Origin of the sequence: Shewanella sp. GD03713, assembly GCF_029843705.1 — a bacterium.
GTDB lineage: Bacteria > Pseudomonadota > Gammaproteobacteria > Enterobacterales > Shewanellaceae > Shewanella.
The window spans coordinates 718,253-735,818 of record NZ_JAOCIW010000001.1 but is presented as its reverse complement, the minus strand read 5'-3'; the positions used below and the strand labels follow the sequence as shown (position 1 = coordinate 735,818).

The 17,566-nt window shown below is 47.7% G+C and carries 14 protein-coding genes and 1 pseudogene; 3 read left to right on the top strand and 12 right to left on the bottom strand.

Annotation, left to right across the window (positions count from 1 at the left end; all coding sequences use genetic code 11):
- Positions 1 to 3: 3 nt before the first annotated feature.
- Entirely contained in the window at positions 4 to 3,675 is a 3,672-nt protein-coding gene (locus tag N5E87_RS03285; RefSeq protein ID WP_086901957.1) for an ATP-binding protein, read from the bottom strand.
- Positions 3,676 to 4,232: 557 nt separating this feature from the next.
- On the opposite strand from N5E87_RS03285, the gene N5E87_RS03280 reads away from it, so the two are divergent.
- Positions 4,233 to 5,132: an intradiol ring-cleavage dioxygenase gene (locus N5E87_RS03280; protein ID WP_086901956.1), complete on the top strand. Its 900-nt coding sequence runs from the start codon at positions 4,233 to 4,235 to the stop codon at positions 5,130 to 5,132.
- A 113-nt stretch (positions 5,133 to 5,245) separates the two neighbouring features.
- Here N5E87_RS03280 and N5E87_RS03275 read toward each other — a convergent pair.
- Positions 5,246 to 5,443 (bottom strand): annotated as a pseudogene (locus N5E87_RS03275) (LuxR C-terminal-related transcriptional regulator); the annotation flags it as partial.
- 355 nt (positions 5,444 to 5,798) lie between these two features.
- Between N5E87_RS03275 and N5E87_RS03270 the strand changes: the two are divergent.
- On the top strand, positions 5,799 to 7,097 hold the full coding sequence (locus N5E87_RS03270) for a PAS domain-containing methyl-accepting chemotaxis protein (protein ID WP_086901954.1): 1,299 nt from the start codon (positions 5,799 to 5,801) through the stop codon (positions 7,095 to 7,097).
- Between the two features lie 370 nt (positions 7,098 to 7,467).
- On the opposite strand, the gene N5E87_RS03265 is transcribed toward N5E87_RS03270, so the two are convergent.
- Positions 7,468 to 8,169, bottom strand: a complete 702-nt coding sequence (locus N5E87_RS03265; protein ID WP_086901953.1) for a DUF3581 domain-containing protein — start codon at positions 8,167 to 8,169, stop codon at positions 7,468 to 7,470.
- A gap of 259 nt (positions 8,170 to 8,428) precedes the next feature.
- Between N5E87_RS03265 and N5E87_RS03260 the strand changes: the two genes are divergently transcribed.
- Positions 8,429 to 10,612: a TonB-dependent receptor gene (locus N5E87_RS03260; RefSeq protein WP_086901952.1), complete on the top strand. Its 2,184-nt coding sequence runs from the start codon at positions 8,429 to 8,431 to the stop codon at positions 10,610 to 10,612.
- 68 nt (positions 10,613 to 10,680) lie between these two features.
- Here the strand turns inward: N5E87_RS03260 and N5E87_RS03255 are convergent, their stop codons facing one another.
- The 9 genes from N5E87_RS03255 to N5E87_RS03215 all read right to left on the bottom strand — a co-directional run bounded on the left by N5E87_RS03255 (position 10,681) and on the right by N5E87_RS03215 (position 17,502).
- A complete protein-coding gene (locus N5E87_RS03255) occupies positions 10,681 to 10,911 on the bottom strand; it encodes a hypothetical protein (RefSeq protein WP_011621428.1) in 231 nt (76 codons plus the stop codon).
- A gap of 118 nt (positions 10,912 to 11,029) precedes the next feature.
- Positions 11,030 to 11,440: a DUF2391 family protein gene (locus N5E87_RS03250; RefSeq protein ID WP_011621427.1), complete on the bottom strand. Its 411-nt coding sequence runs from the start codon at positions 11,438 to 11,440 to the stop codon at positions 11,030 to 11,032.
- A gap of 83 nt (positions 11,441 to 11,523) precedes the next feature.
- Positions 11,524 to 11,646: a hypothetical protein gene (locus tag N5E87_RS03245; protein ID WP_256657223.1), complete on the bottom strand. Its 123-nt coding sequence runs from the start codon at positions 11,644 to 11,646 to the stop codon at positions 11,524 to 11,526.
- Between the two features lie 345 nt (positions 11,647 to 11,991).
- Positions 11,992 to 12,309 carry an antibiotic biosynthesis monooxygenase gene (locus N5E87_RS03240; RefSeq protein WP_086901951.1) on the bottom strand — a complete coding sequence of 106 codons (318 nt, stop codon included), beginning with the start codon at positions 12,307 to 12,309 and terminating at the stop codon, positions 11,992 to 11,994.
- A 93-nt stretch (positions 12,310 to 12,402) separates the two neighbouring features.
- Positions 12,403 to 12,837 (bottom strand): hypothetical protein, encoded by a 435-nt coding sequence (locus N5E87_RS03235; protein ID WP_197721430.1) that lies wholly within the window; start codon positions 12,835 to 12,837, stop codon positions 12,403 to 12,405.
- Between the two features lie 124 nt (positions 12,838 to 12,961).
- Positions 12,962 to 14,344: a hypothetical protein gene (locus N5E87_RS03230; protein WP_256657224.1), complete on the bottom strand. Its 1,383-nt coding sequence runs from the start codon at positions 14,342 to 14,344 to the stop codon at positions 12,962 to 12,964.
- Positions 14,345 to 14,370: 26 nt separating this feature from the next.
- Positions 14,371 to 15,926, bottom strand: a protein-coding gene (locus N5E87_RS03225; RefSeq protein WP_086937296.1) for an IS3-like element ISSpu6 family transposase whose coding sequence is annotated in 2 segments (ribosomal slippage) — positions 14,371 to 15,464 and positions 15,464 to 15,926 — 1,557 coding nt in all. Because the reading frame shifts where the segments join, the coding sequence is not laid out codon by codon here.
- Between the two features lie 676 nt (positions 15,927 to 16,602).
- The gene (locus tag N5E87_RS03220) at positions 16,603 to 17,052 is read right to left on the bottom strand and encodes a hypothetical protein (protein ID WP_086904190.1); all 450 of its coding nucleotides are present in this window, start codon (positions 17,050 to 17,052) and stop codon (positions 16,603 to 16,605) included.
- A gap of 171 nt (positions 17,053 to 17,223) precedes the next feature.
- Positions 17,224 to 17,502, bottom strand: a complete 279-nt coding sequence (locus N5E87_RS03215; RefSeq protein ID WP_011627235.1) for a peptidylprolyl isomerase — start codon at positions 17,500 to 17,502, stop codon at positions 17,224 to 17,226.
- Between the last annotated feature and the right edge of the window lie 64 nt (positions 17,503 to 17,566).

Below are 17,566 nucleotides of genomic sequence, written 5' to 3'. Positions count from 1 at the left end.
TCATTAGATGGCCTCCTTGCTCAGGCGTTTACTCAACATATCGGCAATCGGATTGGCTTTGGGCTTCACCACCTGCAACTTCTTGGTTTGTTTATTAATAATGTAACGGTTCTCGAACAGGTTCAGCACTTCTGACTCTGGGTTCGGGAAGGCGCCTAACACGCTGATATTGTTGTTACCACAGGCATCGAAAATCTTCTTCACGTTGGTGTGGTGCAGCGTGCCCAGCTCGTCGATCGGCCAGTGAATGGTCGCGTCGCTACGGCCACGTAACAAGCGCGTGAATGCCAACAGGAACTTACACAGGATCAAGTAAGCCATACCGTGGCTCGAGGATTCGTTCAGCTGTCGGTCGGTGCGGATAATCAGGTCGCTATTGCCCTCTTTGAGGCGCAGCTCGATTTCCAGCAACTTAGCAATGCCGCCGGTTAAGGCCGCGCGGCCAATAATGTCTAAGGCGCGGCGCATACTGTTGGTGTATTCCTCATCGGGCAGACCATTAAAGCCGTCGGCCTTCCACTGTTTGAAGGCTTTAACGAACTGTTCAAGCTCAGGCCAAAACTCTAATTCGCTGATCTTAGAGCGAATACGTACCGCAGACTCGGATACGCCATCGAGGAATAACTCCTCGCCCACTTCGCGGGTAATGCGCGCACTCTGGGAGGCGATGCGACGGTCGATATCGGCAAGTACATCGTAGAAGGCGGTTAAGTCGACCCCGAAGATCCGCCCCTGTTCACGCAGCGCCATAATCGATTGCGGCACAATCACATTGAGTAACTGTTCAAGCTGTGGCACTAGCTTGCGGTAATCCAGCAGGCGTATACCTTTGTCATTGATAAAGCTCGATTCTTCGCGAGCGCGCTCCCAAGTCTCGGCTAAACCTGAGCCTGACTTGCTGGCAATTACAGAGTCGAAATGCTCCACATATTGCTTAACCGAGCCCATCAAATAATCGCGTTTTAGCAGTAAATCTTCGCCCTGACGCAAACGCTCACCTAGGCTACCTTGAGCTTCTTCATTGTTGGCGGGCAGTTTCAGCTCGGCCAACTTACGCATCACGGCGCGCAGTTTGGTTAAGTTTTCAGAGGCTTCAATCTGCGCCGCATCCGAGGCCTTACGGTCGGTCTCGAGTTGTTGACGGCGGGTCTTCACTTCTTGGGTCTTGGCTTTAAGCTGCTGATCGATTTCCGAGGCGGCACGTTTCACGTCGCTCAATTGGGTCTGCAACTTAGGTTTACGCAGCAACCAAGTGTGTTGATACCAATCATCGAAGCGCAATACTTCGCTGCGGCGCTGCTCGGCGCGGCTGATTTTAGTTTCAAGCTCACGGATTTGTTGCTTGAGTTTAAGGATATTGTCCTCATCCACACCGCGGGACTTAAGCTCGTTTTTGTACCAGGTTTCGCAGGCTTTCTGCTCGGCCTTAGCACTTTCGCGGCGGGCATCGATAGTGGCCTTGATTTGCCCGAGTTGATTGTCGAGCGCGCCAATAACTTCCTGCCAGTAGGCTTGTTTTTCCATGCGCGCTTCGAGCGCCTGCTCTTTTTGCTCTTCGAGCCAGAGCTGATGTTGATGCTTAAGCTGCTTTAGCTCGCCATCGAGTTGAGTTAAGCGCTGCTGGGCAAAGGCTTTACGCTCGGCCAGCGCCTTGTTGATCTTGTCCTGCTCACTGCGTTTTTCATCGAACAGACGACGTAAATCATCGCGGCTATTCTTGTAAGCCGTGCGGGCAAAGGTCAGTTCACGGCTGAGTTTATCCAGCTCACCGTTAATCGCCACCAGCTGAGATTCAGCCTCGGCTTGTAATTCCTGCGCGCTTTGCAGCGCTTCTTCGGCCTTGCTTAAACGAATGCGCAGTTCCTGCTCTGAGGCGGCATATTCAGGCACATCGATGGCTTTAAGATCCAAATGCACCCCAAACAGGGTGTCGCTCGTCCCTGTCACGCTCGGATGTAAATCGGTGCGGTGCAGCAACTCGGGGGCAATGACTTTACCCAGACTCTGCTCCCAACCTTGGGCTTCCTTACGCAGAAACTCAAGCAAGGTATGGGACTGAGGGAACAGCATATGGTGCAGTTCATCGAGCGCGGTTTGGCGTTCGTTAACCCGCAGGCTGGCGATACGCAGCGCTTCGTTAGCTTGGTCGCGTTTGGCGCGCAGCTTACGTTCATCGCTGCTTAAACGTTCCACCTTAGCGTTACAGCTTTCTTGCTCTTCGTCGGCGCGGTGGATCCGCTCGTCGAAAATCGCGAGGCTTAACTTTTCTTCCTCGGTGTAGGTCACGCCATCGACACGTAATTTAAGCTCGGCGGCATTGAGTTTGAATTGATATTCCTGTTCGCTAAAGCTCGCCTTGCCCGCATCCATTTGGCTGCGCCATTGGGCTTCGAGGGCATCGAGATCGGCTCTTGCCACTTCACGCTGCTTATCGCGCGCTTCGCGTTGCTTGTCTTGATCCGCGTGTAAGCCTTCGAGCTCGCGGTTTAACTGCTCGCCAATTTTGCTGCGGCGGGCATTGTAAGCCGCTTCAATATCTTGGTGTTTTTCGGTTTGTAATTTATGGCGCTCGCTTAAGTTTTCCATGTCAGCGCGCCAGTTTGGCAGCATGTCCAGGTCAGCCTTGGCTTGCTCGATATTCGCATCTAAAAAGGCGCCGTGCTGATCTTCAATCGCATCTAGCTCGTACTCGCACTTAGCCACGTCACCCTTGGCGGCGGATAGGTCGAGGTTTAGCTCGTCACGCACTTCTTTCCATTCGTCGTCCAACATCCGAAGCTTTAAATTCAGCTCCTTAGACAGGGTTTGTTGGATCTCTAAACGATCGGCCTCTAGGCTTTCGTCGTTGCGATAACCACGGGACAGACTCGAGAGGCGCATCTCGGCGCTGAGCAATTGGTTAAATTCCTGCTCGAGCTTTTCAAACTCGGGGCGGATCACTTCAAAGCCTTGGATTAATTGACTCTCGCGGATCCACGCCTCGACGCGTTGCGGGTTTAAGCGTGAGCTAGGTGGATTCACCCCGTCTTCTTCCAAAATGGCGGCGATCATGGATTTGACCGTTTCCATTTTGCCTTCTTTGGAGTGCACCGCCTTGGCGAGTTTTTCGATATGGCGCAGTGAATGCTCACCTTCACACAGGGCGAATTGGTGCGCATAGGCTCGCAGCTCGCTGCGGTTGCTGCCTGTGCTTAACAGGGTGCGATCGTTTTGAATAATCGCGCGGTATTCGCGGGTATTCAGCAAGTTAGTGGTGGCTACGCCTTGGCGTTTTAATTCGCGGCCAAGTTCTGCCATGGTGTGGCATAAAATGGTGTCACCATTTTGGGTTTTAATGTAATCGCTTAGCTCGAAACCTTTGCCGATAAAGCGGTAGTTCACCCCTTTACCATCACCCGCCGATGCCAGCACGGCTTGATAGAGCAAGCCATCGGCCTTTTGATATTCGTAAATAATGTAGCTTGAATCGTGTGGCAAGTACCAACGCTCGAAACTGTCACGGGTTGAAGGCACCACGCGGCTAGGATATTCGCCATAAAATACAGGCACTAAACGTTGCAGAGTGGTTTTACCCGAGGCGTTAGTACCACAAATATTGGTATGGCCATTGAGGGCGAGTTCCACAACGCCCGGAAGGTGCGTATCAATCAGCACAATACGAATCAAGCTTGGCATTTCATTCCTTATCCAAACGGGGTCAAAGCTAACCCAGATAAATCGAGCCCAAATCGAGACCATGACTCAAGATTAAACGCCGAGGCGTACAACCTAAGCTCAACACACCTAAGATCTACACAATAAAGGGGCGGTCAGTCTCAATGGACAAAAGCGTGTGACGGGTAATCATCCTTGCGAAATCATCTTTGCGAAAGTTGCGAGGTAAAATCCCATTTTGTGCCCCTAAAATAAGGCAAATAGGGGGCATAAGCAATCGAGCACCCGAGTCTTTCACCTCCACGAAACAAGTCTGCTCAATGTTACCTCAATTCCCGTCTATTTAACGGTTAACAAAACGTCAGTAGATCACAATTGGGCATAAAAGCTTTGGGGAAAACGGCCGATGTCGGCGCTCCAAGCTAATACAGAGGCATTGGCCGCCGTTAACATTTTCAGTAACTGTCAACTTGGGTAAAACAGTGAAAGACTCGGCCTCGCAGCCGAACCAAAATCACATTTCATTCACTAATCACTGCAAGCGTTAACAATAAAACCCAGCTAAGTGAGTAGCCTAAATGACAAAAAATACCCGCCCATCTTCAGCGCTTAAAAAGGCGCTAAACACCTCGATAGACAACGCCCCACGCCGCACCTTACTCAAAGCCATCGGCTGGACATTGGTCGCGAGTCCCTTGGTCGGCTTAGTCGGCTGCGGCTCGGAGTCCGAAGAAAGTACCAACGACAGCAGCAATAGCAATACGGATACCGGCTCAGGTGCCGATGTGACGACCCCGAGCGATTGGGCCAGTGGTGGCACCGCCAGCATGACGGTCAACTTCCCCGACACCAGCCTCTTCACCGCCAGTGGTGCCTGTGCCTTGGCATTAACCCAATCGGCGGTGGAAGGCCCTTGCTATTTCCAAGTCGATAATCGGGATGATATTTCGGACGCCGAATCGGGTTTGCCTATGCAGATTTGTTTTCAAGTGATTGATAAAGATTGCAATCCATTAAGCGGATTAGAGGTGGAAGTCTGGCATTGTAATGTCGCTGGCGTTTACTCAGGCGACACCAGTGGCAGCGCGGATAAGAGCCGCTTTAACAGTGGCTACTGCACCGGAAATTCGAGCAAGGCGCTGCAATCCCAGTGGTTTAGGGGCACCCAAGTGACCGACAGCGAGGGGCGAGTTAACTTTAAATCCTGCTTTCCGGGCTGGTACTCGGGGCGCACTATCCATGTGCACTTTCGGATACGAAACAACAATAACGACCAGTTGGTCTCACAACTGGGCTTTAGCGAGAGTTTGACGACCGAGATTTGCACCAGCCATCCCGAATATCTGACCCGTGGCCAGCAAGATACCAGCCTCAATCGCGACAATATTTTTGGTAGCAATTACAGCGCGTTTCTATTTAATACCAGCCAAAATGACGATGGCTCACTCCTCGCGTGGCGCACACTCCAGTTGAATTAATCGAGTTGAAAGAACTAATTCGATAAGCATGATTGAGCATTATAGAAAAAGCGCATCTTTCGATGCGCTTTTTCCTGTCTAATCTTTGGGTAAAAGGGCTTACTTTCGCGCCATTAATCAGAGTCCAAGGTCTTTAAATGTTCGGCGATACGACCATAGATTAAGATCATCTCGGCGAGCGAGCCGACCTGCATACCCCGCATGAGATTGGAACGGTGAATCTCGACCGTGCGCATAGCGATGCGCAGCGTATCGGCAATTTCCTGATTCTTAAAGCCTTTAGCGATAAGAGAGAGGATTTCCCGCTCCCGCTGCGGCCAATTCGGCGCATCGGCACGGTAAGGACTTCCCGCCAAGATAGAGAAAATCGCTTAACCTAGGCTCACCATCCAAGGCGCTTGCAGCGGCGCCTTGGATAAATAACCCGCCTTTGAAGCGCGACACATGTCGCTCTTTTTTATCCTCAGCGTGATCTTATTTTGACGATAATTGGTATCTATCTCACAGCATTAAGTTTCGTTGAAATACCTCTTACGAGTAAAATCATGGCTATAGTTACACTATATTGCACTATGCCGAACGCTAAGAGCCTAATGCTCTGTGCCTAATGCTCGGCTTAGGCTCTCAACGCCGTCTTTGAGTTAACCCACTCATCAGGAGTATTCAGTGTTTAATTCTTCACTACGTAAAGACCTCGCAGAAAGCGAAACCAAACGCAGGGAAGCCGAGGCCGTTGTCGATTCAATCAAGGCGAGTATCGCGACGATTGAGTTTACCCCCGATGGCATCATCCTCGATGCCAATCCCCTGTTTTTGAAGGCTGTAGGCTACTCACTGGATGAGATTGTCGGTAAACACCACAAATTATTTTGCGCCGCAGATTATGTAAACTCCTCGGAGTATCAACAGTTTTGGCGCGAATTAAAGCAAGGACAAGCGAAGGAAGGCAAATTCCCCCGCGTGCACAAGAATGGTCAAGAGATCTGGCTCAGGGCGACATATTTCCCCATCAAGCTGGATGGCAAAATCACTAAGATCATGAAAACTGCGGCGGTGATCACCGAGGATAAATATCAGCTAGATGCTCAGGCGGCGCTGTTTAGCGCCCTGCAAAAATCCCAGGCGATCATCGAGTTCAGCCCCGAGGGCAATATCCTCAATGCCAATGCTAACTTCCTCAGAACCATGGGATATAGCAAGGAGCAACTCCAAGGCAAGCATCACCGCCTGTTCTGCTTCGATAACTTCTATCAGGATAATCCCCATTTTTGGGATGACCTGCGACGTGGGCAATACAAGAAAGGCCTATTCCAACGTAAAAATGCCTATGGGGATTCGATTTGGCTTGAGGCCGTCTACAACCCTGTGATGGATGATCACGGCAAAGTGGTAAAGGTAATCAAGTTTGCCAGCGACATAACCCAGAGAATTATCAAGAGCCATGCGATTCGGGATGCAGCCAATATCGCCCATGCCACCTCGCAGAGCACGGTGGAACAGGCTAACCGCGGCGTGCAGTTACTCGATGCGACGGTAAACACCTCAAACGCGATTGCGGCGCAGACCCATAAAACCACCGAGTCTATGCTGAAGCTCAACGAGCAATCTCAAAGTATTCAAGCAATTGTGGCAACAATCAGTGCGATTGCCGATCAAACTAATCTACTGGCCCTCAACGCCGCCATCGAAGCTGCCCGCGCAGGCGAACAAGGCCGTGGCTTTGCAGTAGTGGCCGATGAGGTGCGCCAATTAGCGGCGAGAACCAGTAAATCGACCGGCGAAATCGCCGCTGTGGTCGATAAGAACAGCCAACTGACCGCCAGCGCTACCAGCATGATGAATGAGGTTGAGCGTATCGCCGAAGAAGGCAAACAGCAATTAGCGGAAGTCACCGCCGTGATGGGTGATATTCGCACCGGCGCGGAGAATGTCGCCGAGACAGTCTCGCAACTTTCCATTGATTAACCCATTTTGGCCAAGCGTTAAGGGATAAGCGAGATACTTAACCCAATCGCTAAATTGAAAGGCTGAGCTAATAAGTGAAGTGGGAAAACTGCGAAAGAAAGCGAGGTTAGCAGGCTTAAGCGGTTAGAAAGAGCAAGCTTAAGCGATTAGAAAGTTAAGTTAGCAAGCTTCAGTGGTTAGACAGTTAAGTTGTAGAGCCAAGCTAAACCCTTGGGATAACGGGCTTTAAAGCTGTTGTTATCCCAAGAGGTTTGAATTGAGTCTTAGCCGTTATCGGCGCCTTGGTTTTCCCTCGTCGCCTTACTTACCAAATCACTCAGGTTTTACTCGAAATAGTTCTGACTCGAAACATGTCGACTCAAAATACCGCTTAAAAATCGGTTTTGCGCCCTTCATAGGCGGCACACATTTGTTGCATTTGCGTCTCTTCGTAGGGGCGCAGGCCGCTCATGACTAAGGTTTTAATCCCTGTGCCAACGAGGGTATCGCCGCTATGCAGCTCAAAGTGCAGCGTCACATCGCCACGCTTACCATCAATTTTAAGCTCTTGTTGTACAAGAGATAACTTCACTTCCACAAAATCAAGACTGGTTAAGTCGAATGACATGCTCTCGTAGATCACTAGGGGACGCTCGGGGTTAATCATCACTTGATGCTGTTTCATCAAAGGCACCAAGATATCGATAAAATTGTGTCCCGAAAACGCCACATAGTTGCGAATAAAGGATTCGGTTTGCGCGTCGCAACGACTCACATCGCCCTCACGACTCACCTGCAAATAGGTTTTTTCGCGGTTATCGCAAATCGAAAAACTGTCGCTCACCTGCTCGGGAAATTGCAGCTCGACGCCATCACCGACCATGCCAGCAAAGGTAAACTTCATGTTCTGGCTTAAACCGTACTGGGTTAAGACGAGGGCAAACAGCAAGTCGCCGGGCACACAAAAGCGCTTAGCACCCACATCGTGGATAGGGTTAAAGTCTTGGGCGATTTTCTTGGCGAAGTCACTGGCTTGTTGTGCAGAAACAGAAATTGATTGATTTTGCTTAGAAAAATACGGCGATAGGAACATATAAACTCGATCTTAACTGGCTCAATATTGGGCGAATAACAAAGGTGCAACGAGTCTACCTCAGTTTCGGCATTTCACTCACCCGATGACTTATCCTCTTAAGGTAACGAACAAAGTAACATCTAACTTACATTTGTAAAGATAAAGAGTTTTAAGTTGGTTTTAAGTTGATAAAACTAAGCTCCGCGGCCGCAAACGAGAACAATTCCTGTTTGCAAAAAAAATAAAGACAAGCACCATGTCCGATTCGGAGAGCCCAATGACCCAACTTAGCCCAATGCGCCTTAGCTTATTGGCCTGCGCATTAACTACCGCCTTCAATGCCCAAGCCAATTCGCCCACCCAACCCCCCGCAAAAATAGAACAGATCAGTATTTTCGGCAGTAAAAATCCCCTCGATACCACCCCAGGTAGCGCCCATCAAATTACCGAAGCCGAATTAGAAACCTTTAAATATTCCGATATTATGCGTACCTTGGCCTCTGTGCCCGGCGTTTATATTCAAGAAGAAGATGGTTATGGCCTGCGCCCGAACATTGGTATGCGTGGCACGGGGCAAAATCGTTCTGAAAAGATTACCGTGATGGAAGACGGCGTTCTCGCCGCTCCCGCCCCCTATGCCTCCCCAGCGGCTTACTACTTCCCCACCTCAGGTAGAATGCAATCGGTTGAAATCCTAAAGGGAAGCTCAACGGTCAAGTATGGCCCACGCACCACGGGTGGGGTGATTAACATGCTGTCTCGGCAAATTCCTCAAGAGGCATTAGCCGGCAAAATTGATCTGGCCTTAGGCCAAGATGGCTTCGGTAAATTACACACCTATGCGGGCGGACAAGGCGAACGCATTGGCGCTGTGGCCGAGATTTATCGCTATCAGGCCGACGGATTTAGGGAGATAAACACGGTCGGCGGTGACACTGGCTTTACTAAAAATGATGCCTTAGCCAAGGTTAGAGTGAACACCGACAGCACGGCTGCATACCAGCAATCCCTTGAACTCAAATTGAAATTTGCCGATGAGACCTCTAACGAAACCTATATGGGTCTAACCGATGCGGATTATCAGGCCTCGCCCTATAGTCGCTATTCAGCCTCGCAAAAAGATCAGATGACCACAGAGCATAAGCAAGTACAGCTCAACCATATTATCGATTTTAGCGACACGCTAAGCCTTAGCAGCATTGGCTATTACAATGATTTTCATCGAAATTGGTATAAGGCCGACAAGGTTGGTGGTGAATCATTAAGTGGCAAAGGGATCCAAAATGCTGCCGACTTTGATGCGGGTCTGCTCTCTGAGCTTGAGGTCAATGTCAAAGCCAATAATCGCAGTTACCTCGCCCAAGGCATACAAACGGAACTCAATTGGTTACTCGGGGATCACGACCTCGCCTTTGGTCTTCGCTACCATGAAGATGAAATGGACAGGTACCAATGGGCCGACAGTTATGCCATGGACGCCAACAGTGTCATGTTACGCACTAAGAGTGGCGTCCCGGGCACCGACTCTAACCGTGTCGATAGCGCCACGGCATTTGCGGCCTATGTGCAGGATAAAATCAGCCTAGACGCGCTCACCATTACCGCTGGCCTGCGCTGGGAAGATGTCGAAACCCAACGCCGCGATTGGGGTAAGAAGAATCCGGGCCGCGAGGGGAATCCCGATAAACAGGTTGAAAGCCAGTTCAATGCACTGCTGCCTTCGTTATCAGCAACTTACCAGATTAATGAGCAAGTATTACTTCTGGCTGGGGTACAAAAAGGCTTCTCGCCCGCCGCACCCGGCAATGCTAAGGGGCAAGAAGAACAGAGCTGGAACTATGAGGCTGGCGTTCGCTACCATCAAGATGCATTTAATGCAGAGTTAATCGGTTTCTATAGCGATTACAGTAACATGCACGGCAACTGCACGGCGGCGCAGGGTTGTGATGACACTAAACTCGACAATCAGTACAACGCAGGCGAAGTAGAAGTTAAAGGCCTCGAACTCAGCCTCGCCCACGAGTTTAATCGAGCCGGAGCGATGAGTTTTCCAGTCAAACTCGCCTACACCTACACGGATGCCGAGTTTGGCAATAGTTTCGAATCTGAGTTTGAAACTTGGGATAAGGTTGAAGCGGGTTACCAATTAACCTATCTACCTGAAAACCAATTGTATATTTCAGCAGGTGTGCAATCGCAAGACTGGCAAATCACAGTGGCGGCACGTTATACCGATGAGATGCGAACAAAAGCAGGTGCAGGTGCCATTCCCGCAGATGAAGTGATTAAGGCCAAAACCTTAGTGGATTTGTCGGTGCGTTACTTTGTCACCCACAGTCAGGAAGTGTACTTAACCGTAGACAACCTCTTAGATGAAACCTATATGACGACGCGAGTACACGGCTCTATTTTTGCCGGAAAACCTCAAACGGTCACACTCGGTTACAGCTATAAATTTTAATCCCTCGTAAAACGAACAAGGGCAAACCCAGTTTGCCCTTGTAAATCATCTGTCTGCAATCACTGCGACTAAACTCGCTTAAATTCGCGCTTTAACTGAAAACTCTCGTCGGTCACCAGTTGTTCTAACACCTCTACCCGCTCGCGCAGTTTATCAAGCTCAATGCGTAACAGTTGGTTTTCGGCCTGAAGCTTATTGCTGACCGAATTGCCGCGCTCGCGGATCTTCATAATCGCGACTGTATATCCGCCGACAATGGCAAAAATAGGGATAAGTAATGCAAGCGTTGCTGCGTTCATAACGGGTCCTTTTCGAATTTATCTCTTAATCCAGTATGTGCAACATAACCTAAATGCACCAGTGACAAAAGTCATGAGTTGTCACCAAGCAGTTGAGCGGCTCTTTATCAAGTCCACGCTATTCCTTATCGAAACTATCCACCACAATCGCCCCCATAGAAGCCGGCATAGTAATCACGATAATCCGCTTAATGGAGGTCAGAGGGTCGTCAATAAAGGGCAGCTTATCGAGGCAAAGGAGCACCAAACTCACCACACAGGCGCTAATCAGATAGGCCATAACAATCCGAAAAATAAATACCGGCAGGCGGTGACGAATGTTTTGTTGGAACACACTCTGGTAAGTAAATACCCCGAGAAACAGCAGCGACAAACTCAATAACATCAGCAAATTCAGTAGCGGCAAGGTCTCCCCGAGTTGCCATGCCTCCTCCGAAAACCCAATAGGCACGGCAAGCGCAAAGGCGCCGACACAGACTTGAATCGCATCTTCGGTGTTAAAACGGTAGGTATCAAAGTTAAAGCTCATCGCGCCTCCCTGTGATTTCACGGCACATCATCGCCGCACATCGAATAAGCAAATCATAACCCGTAAAATATCACCCATTGTCGCTACTTTGGCTGCGCTTTTAATGCGTCGGCGAGTACCTTAAAGGTCACGATAGCATGGCAGCCAGAAGCTGCCTTGAGGTGAACTGTCGTTTCGCTAATCACCATGGTTCTCCTGTTTAGCATCGATGTCGCCTGTTTGTTTTGAAGGAAGATGAGTAACTCGTTTGGGGACAAAAGCGATTAATCTTTTTATCTATTTATGGAGTTTATTGTCATTGTTTCCCCAGTGACTCGCCGTGAATATATCCCTATAGGCTCGACGGCGACATCCATGTCGCCAACGGTCACTGGTGCCCCAATGCCAATTTTAACTACCCATTTGCGATATGTACGTAAAAAGCAAAGGGACAAAAGTGTGTCAGGGCATCGGCTGCATCAGGTGAATTTCGGATAAAAATTTATATGGGTTAACGCCCCAATAAGCCGCCGAAAGGAACGCAGCGTATTGAGGTCGGATTAATTGGTTTGTTAAATACCGTAGTCGCGCTCTACCTTCGATATGCGGGTTTTGAATGATGAATACCATTTGTCATGGCCAAGCTTTTGGGCTTCTTGGTGCTCTGCATTTGCCTTCCACAGCCTGATGGACTCAAGATCAGACCAATATGAAACAGTAATTCCAACATCCTCCCGTGCCGACTCCACGCCCAAAAAACCTGGTTGTTTTGAGGCTAGTTCAACCATTCGATCTGCCATTTGTCCGTAACCGCTATCACCTTCAGTACGGTGAGATGTAAAAATTACCGCGTAGTATGGCGGCTTAGGTGTGTTAGCGATGAGAGACATCTTTACTCCTTTAGGTATTTAACGCCGTTGGCATGGGCCGAGCGCAAGCGAGGTCCAGCCGAAGGCGAACATGCCCAACCTTGTTATACGCACCTAAAATGCCCCTTGCTCTTTTTGAGTTTGCCAGAAACTTACCAGCCTGCGAAGGAATTTATCTGCTGACTCTTCTGTACCGTCAGGAAACTCAATATTTAATGGCCTGGCAAAACCATCACTGAAGCCGGAGGAAAACCCCGACTGTGTTCTAGTTTTGACTTTGTTCTTAAAGTGCTTGGTGCCATTTGTAATATTGCGAGCTACCTCCAGATCAATAGCTATATCGGGAGAGCCTGGATAGTTGGTATTAAATGATGCTTGGTTAAACTTAGTTTTATGCACCCACTCATACATGTGATAAGCGATGATAGTTGTGAGCAAGGCATGCCGGCTTGAAGAGTTATTTTTAATAAAGTCTTCATGCTGTGGCAGTAACATTTCTGTTAAATAGTCATCAGCCGTTTTTATGTCAAAGCTAGATGTATGGGTCATAAGATTCCTTTCAGTGCGTATAACGTCGTGCTCACCGGAAAATTAGGAGCGCAGCGAGTAATTTTTCCGCGTGCAGCACTTTGTTATGCTAATTCAAATCAGTTCATACATAAGCTAATAGTCACTAGCTTCCCTTGGCAATAGTTCTAAATACGTCATCATTATCAGCGCCATCATACTTTATAAGACGAACCGCACTTTCAATCAGCGCTATTCTTGCAAAGAAGAACGCCCGCTCTCTTTCAACCTTCATGGCTTCTAATCTATTAAAATAGGTACCATGCAGTATTTTCGAACGGCCATCATCATATATCTCTTTAATAACTTTATTTAATGTTAGTGGATTTTCGCCCCCGATAACTTCTCGATCACCCTCTATATCCAGCAAATTAGAAACCATAGTAGCTATACCCGCATACTTACCACCTGCAGAAAGCACATCAAGGCTTGTTCCCAGTTTGGCAACTGCTATTGAATCGCTTGACTCTCTACACCCTTCACCAAACCAATCAAGAGCCGTTGCCCAGCGGTTTGAAAGCTTAGGAAAGCGATGCTTATCGGGAGCAACAATGCCCTCTAAAATGAAAGCAATTGCTGGTATCACGGATCTGATATCTGAGATGGCTTTATCGATCATGTCGCCTGACAACGATGGAATTCGGTCGCTCAGGGACTGCCCGGGCAGCCAAAGGAATCCATCTGTTTCGACTATACTGAATGTTCCGACGGGAAGTAAGCGCTCTTCTTGCAACACTTGCTGATGAAACAAAGCTTTAGAGCCTATACATAGCGACATGGAATCCAAAGCCGTTTTACAGACAATCCGAGCTAGCTTTCGAGAAAAATCCTTTTCATAACCACTAATTGTGACTTTGATTAACGACGGACATTTTTCCACGGCACTATAAACTGTAGCCGCCAGACCAGGAATTGGTGTTCGCTCATGAGGTTTTGCCAAAGCATCTTTTAAAATATCTTTCCATTTGTAATTTGCCTCTGGCTCATTAAGGTATCGCTTTTTCCCTTGCTCTGGGAAGTCCACTAAATCTATCCAATCATTGCGACTTATAAAGCTAACTGGACCAATATAAAATGGTGATTTTCGCTCCATACCTGCAGTCCATGCGGGAAAGTAGTACGTGTAGACATTGGCGCCAGACTCTATTCGACTTTCTGTCTCCGCCTTTAGTTTTTTGATAGCTGTTTTATCTTCATCATCATAAAAATTGTTGAATTCATTGTCGGCATGCATGTCTGCTATGACTTGCCTTACAATTTTCTCGTAGCCTTCGATCTCAATCTTAATTAAATCGTTTGACCTATTGGAGTGCAAAATATTAACTGCTCTTCTTAGCAACTCTCTTGCGCGTTTAGTGAAATGTCGCTGAAAACCATTGGAGGCGGTTACGAAGTCTGGCATCCCAAACTCTTTGCTCCAGTTGAAATCCATGGAGTGTATTCTATCCAGCTCATCAACTAGTTCTTTCAAGGAATCGGTGTTTTTCAAGATAGTTGTCACTCTTTGTTTAAATATTAAGCTGCATTTATTACGCCTTCTTCTGGTGCCTTATCTGGGTTGAGTGTTACAGCGCCAACCGCTTCACAATTTCTGATCTCTGTAGACCAACGCATCGGTTTTCTTTCCTTCGCCGCCTCAAGCACTTTCTTGCGCTTCGCTAAAATAGCGCCATCTTGCAGTGCATGACGTTGCCCTGGTGAGACAAAATTTAGCTGGCTGTGTTTATGCTCATCGTTGTACCAGGTTACAAACTTTTCCACCCATTCTCTTGCTGTTGCTAAGCAGCTAAAACCTGATGCCGGCCACTGTGGGCGGTATTTCAACGTTTTAAATAACGACTCTGAAAAGGGGTTGTCATTACTCACCCGCGGCCGACTTAATGATGCCGTAATACCAAGCTCTTCCAGCTTGGCTTTCATGGTCAGTGACTTCATCGGCGCCCCATTATCAGAATGCAGCACTAATGGCGTGTTAAAGCATTGCTCGCGTAACAGACAGCGTTGGATTAGCGCAGCGGCATATTCCCCACTTTCTTGCTCATGAACTTCGTAACCCACTATTTTTCTACTGTAAATATCTTCAAACAGGTACAAATAGTAGAACTGGCCTTTGACGATTGAGGCTAAATAAGTGATGTCCCATGACCACACTTGATTCGGCCCATCTGCCCGATAACTCAACGGTTTGCTTCGATTGACCGCAGCCTGAGTGCGGCCACGATGGTTAAGTTGACCATGAGCATTTAACACTCTGTAGAAGCTGGATTCCGAGGCGATATAAATCCCGTTATCTAATAATGTTGGCACAATTTGCGACGGGGGTAAGCTGGCGTACTCCGCTTGATTGCACACACTTAATATCTGTTGTCGCTCATGTTCTTCGAGTTTATTTGCTGGCTCTGGTCGAGCTGCTGTTGGCCTTAAATCAGCTTGCACTTGACCTTCTCGATACCAACGTCGATAGGTACGCTTACTGAGGCCCGTTTCAGCACAAGCCTTATAAAGGCGAGCACCATTGGTATAGGCCTCTTGGATTAAGGCAATCAATGCTATGCGCTCAGGCAAGGGGGTTAGCTCTCCTCGCTGTCGTCCCCCCAGAGCGCATTGAGCTTTTTTCTGAGCACCAGTAACGCAGCAGCTTCAGCCAGCGCTTTCTCCTTATAGCGCAATTCCCGTTGCAGCGATTTGATTTCGGCTTTGTCAGCCTTAGCCTGCTGTTTAATGGTTTTAGTTTGTACTTCTGAGGTTTGAAAACCAGCTAAACAATCCTGTTTCCACTGCTGTACTTGCTCGCGGAACAAGCCCTTTTCACGGCAATACTGGTTTATCTCCGCTTCCGACAGCGGCGCTGTTTCAATAATCACGGCAAGTTTTGCTTCAGCCGACCAATCATCGGCTGTTAATGTTTTACCTGGCACGGGGCGACCTTCTTTTCTGGCAATATCTCGCCAATGATACAAGGTTTGCACCGCGATGCCTTCTTCCCGAGCGACCTCTGCGACCGTTAAGTTGTGAGGAGGTAATAATTTTTTAAGGATCGCTTCTTTACGTTCTGGTGAATACCGAGCCATATCGTTCTCTTTTGCCGCACCCTGTCTTTAAACATAATGATTATTTAGGGGTGACAACAATCCTGACACAGGGGGGAATCTTTTAATTTCATTTTCAGAAGCGCCTAAACGTGCAAATTTTCAACATTCTGATGCGACGATAATATTGTGCATAACATTTGATTAGTGCGCATGCGCGTTTATCTCGTTGGACCAGTGAAAACGTGCACGGTTAACTATCTGTATGCAAAGAACTTATCAGCTTTCTGACGAATACACCATCTGGGAAAACGCGCATGCGCGTTTTCCAAACCTATTAACTAAAATTCAGTTACTATATTCACCTGATTTTATAGAGTTTTATTTATTTCGGATGGAATTAGTGCGCACTGATTTTGTCTAGAAATCATACCAAAACACCTAAATTTAAATATGACTGTATACCCATACATTGTTAGTCGATTTCTGTAAGGCCAAACATAGGCAAATAGATGACAATATGTATGGCAGCAGGTGTGGGTATTTTCGATTGAGCTAACGAGCCGAAACACGGAATGGGGCAAAAACGCATTAGTTTTTACTCTAAGTCGTTGGCTTTAGCTTTAGACGTTTATGGATAACATCCACACTTAGGGGTAAGAATATGAGCCGTATTCACCATGCGGCCCATATTTTGTCCCTGCGTCGAAGGGAGCGATTAGATCAGATTGTTAGCTTTCGCGGGTCCCAAATAATCAAACAAACGATTCCTTTGCTCTTTATTTAACGCATAGTAACTAAACTCTATATGTTCGCCGTTAGCCTCTAATAGCTGTATTTTCTTTGGGTACTGCGAGGTAACGTTATAGCCACAATATGAAGCTTTATCTATCTTCTGGACTTCTTCATAGGTCGAAACAAGAATTTTCTGGTCGTCTATTGTGATTGAAAATGAATCAATTTTTGAATTCCCAGTGTTGAAGATAAGTAACCATACGGGAATGAGAATATTCAAAGCTAGAAAAACAATAAACATCAGTAAAAAAGTATGCTGATCACTTTTTGAACCAACGATGGTGAGTAATCCTAATTGTGGGAGGAGTAGTGTCAACGCAGTCTTATAGAGCCTGTCGAGAATGCTCTGCAAATTTGTTTGTTTTAAATCCATTTATACATACCAGAAGCTAACGTCTTATTAGTGCGTATGCGCGTTTATCCCGTGAAAACACTGGAAACGCACACAGTTAACTATTTTTTGAAAATAAGCGTTTAGATTGGTGTTGAGATGCAGCTTAATGCGTCGATAAGTAGCTTACTTGACTCAATCAACGCAACCTGATTAAGTGCGATACAACACCTTCACTACATGCCAACCAAACTTGGTTTTAACGAGATGTGGCACTAATAGCTCACCGGAAAAAGCGACTTTATCGAACTGCGGCACCATTTGCCCACGCTTGAATTCACCGAGATCGCCGCCCTTTTTCGCCGACGGACATGAGGAATAGCGCTTGGCTAACGCGCCAAAATTCGCGCCTTTATTCAATTGCTTAATAATATCTTCCGCCTGCTCTTTGTGTTTAACAAGGATATGCACTGCGGCTGCGGTTTTATACATCTGGTACTCTCTTTTTAAAAGACAGCGGTGCCATTTTGCGGCACCGCTGTTATCGCTTTACCTA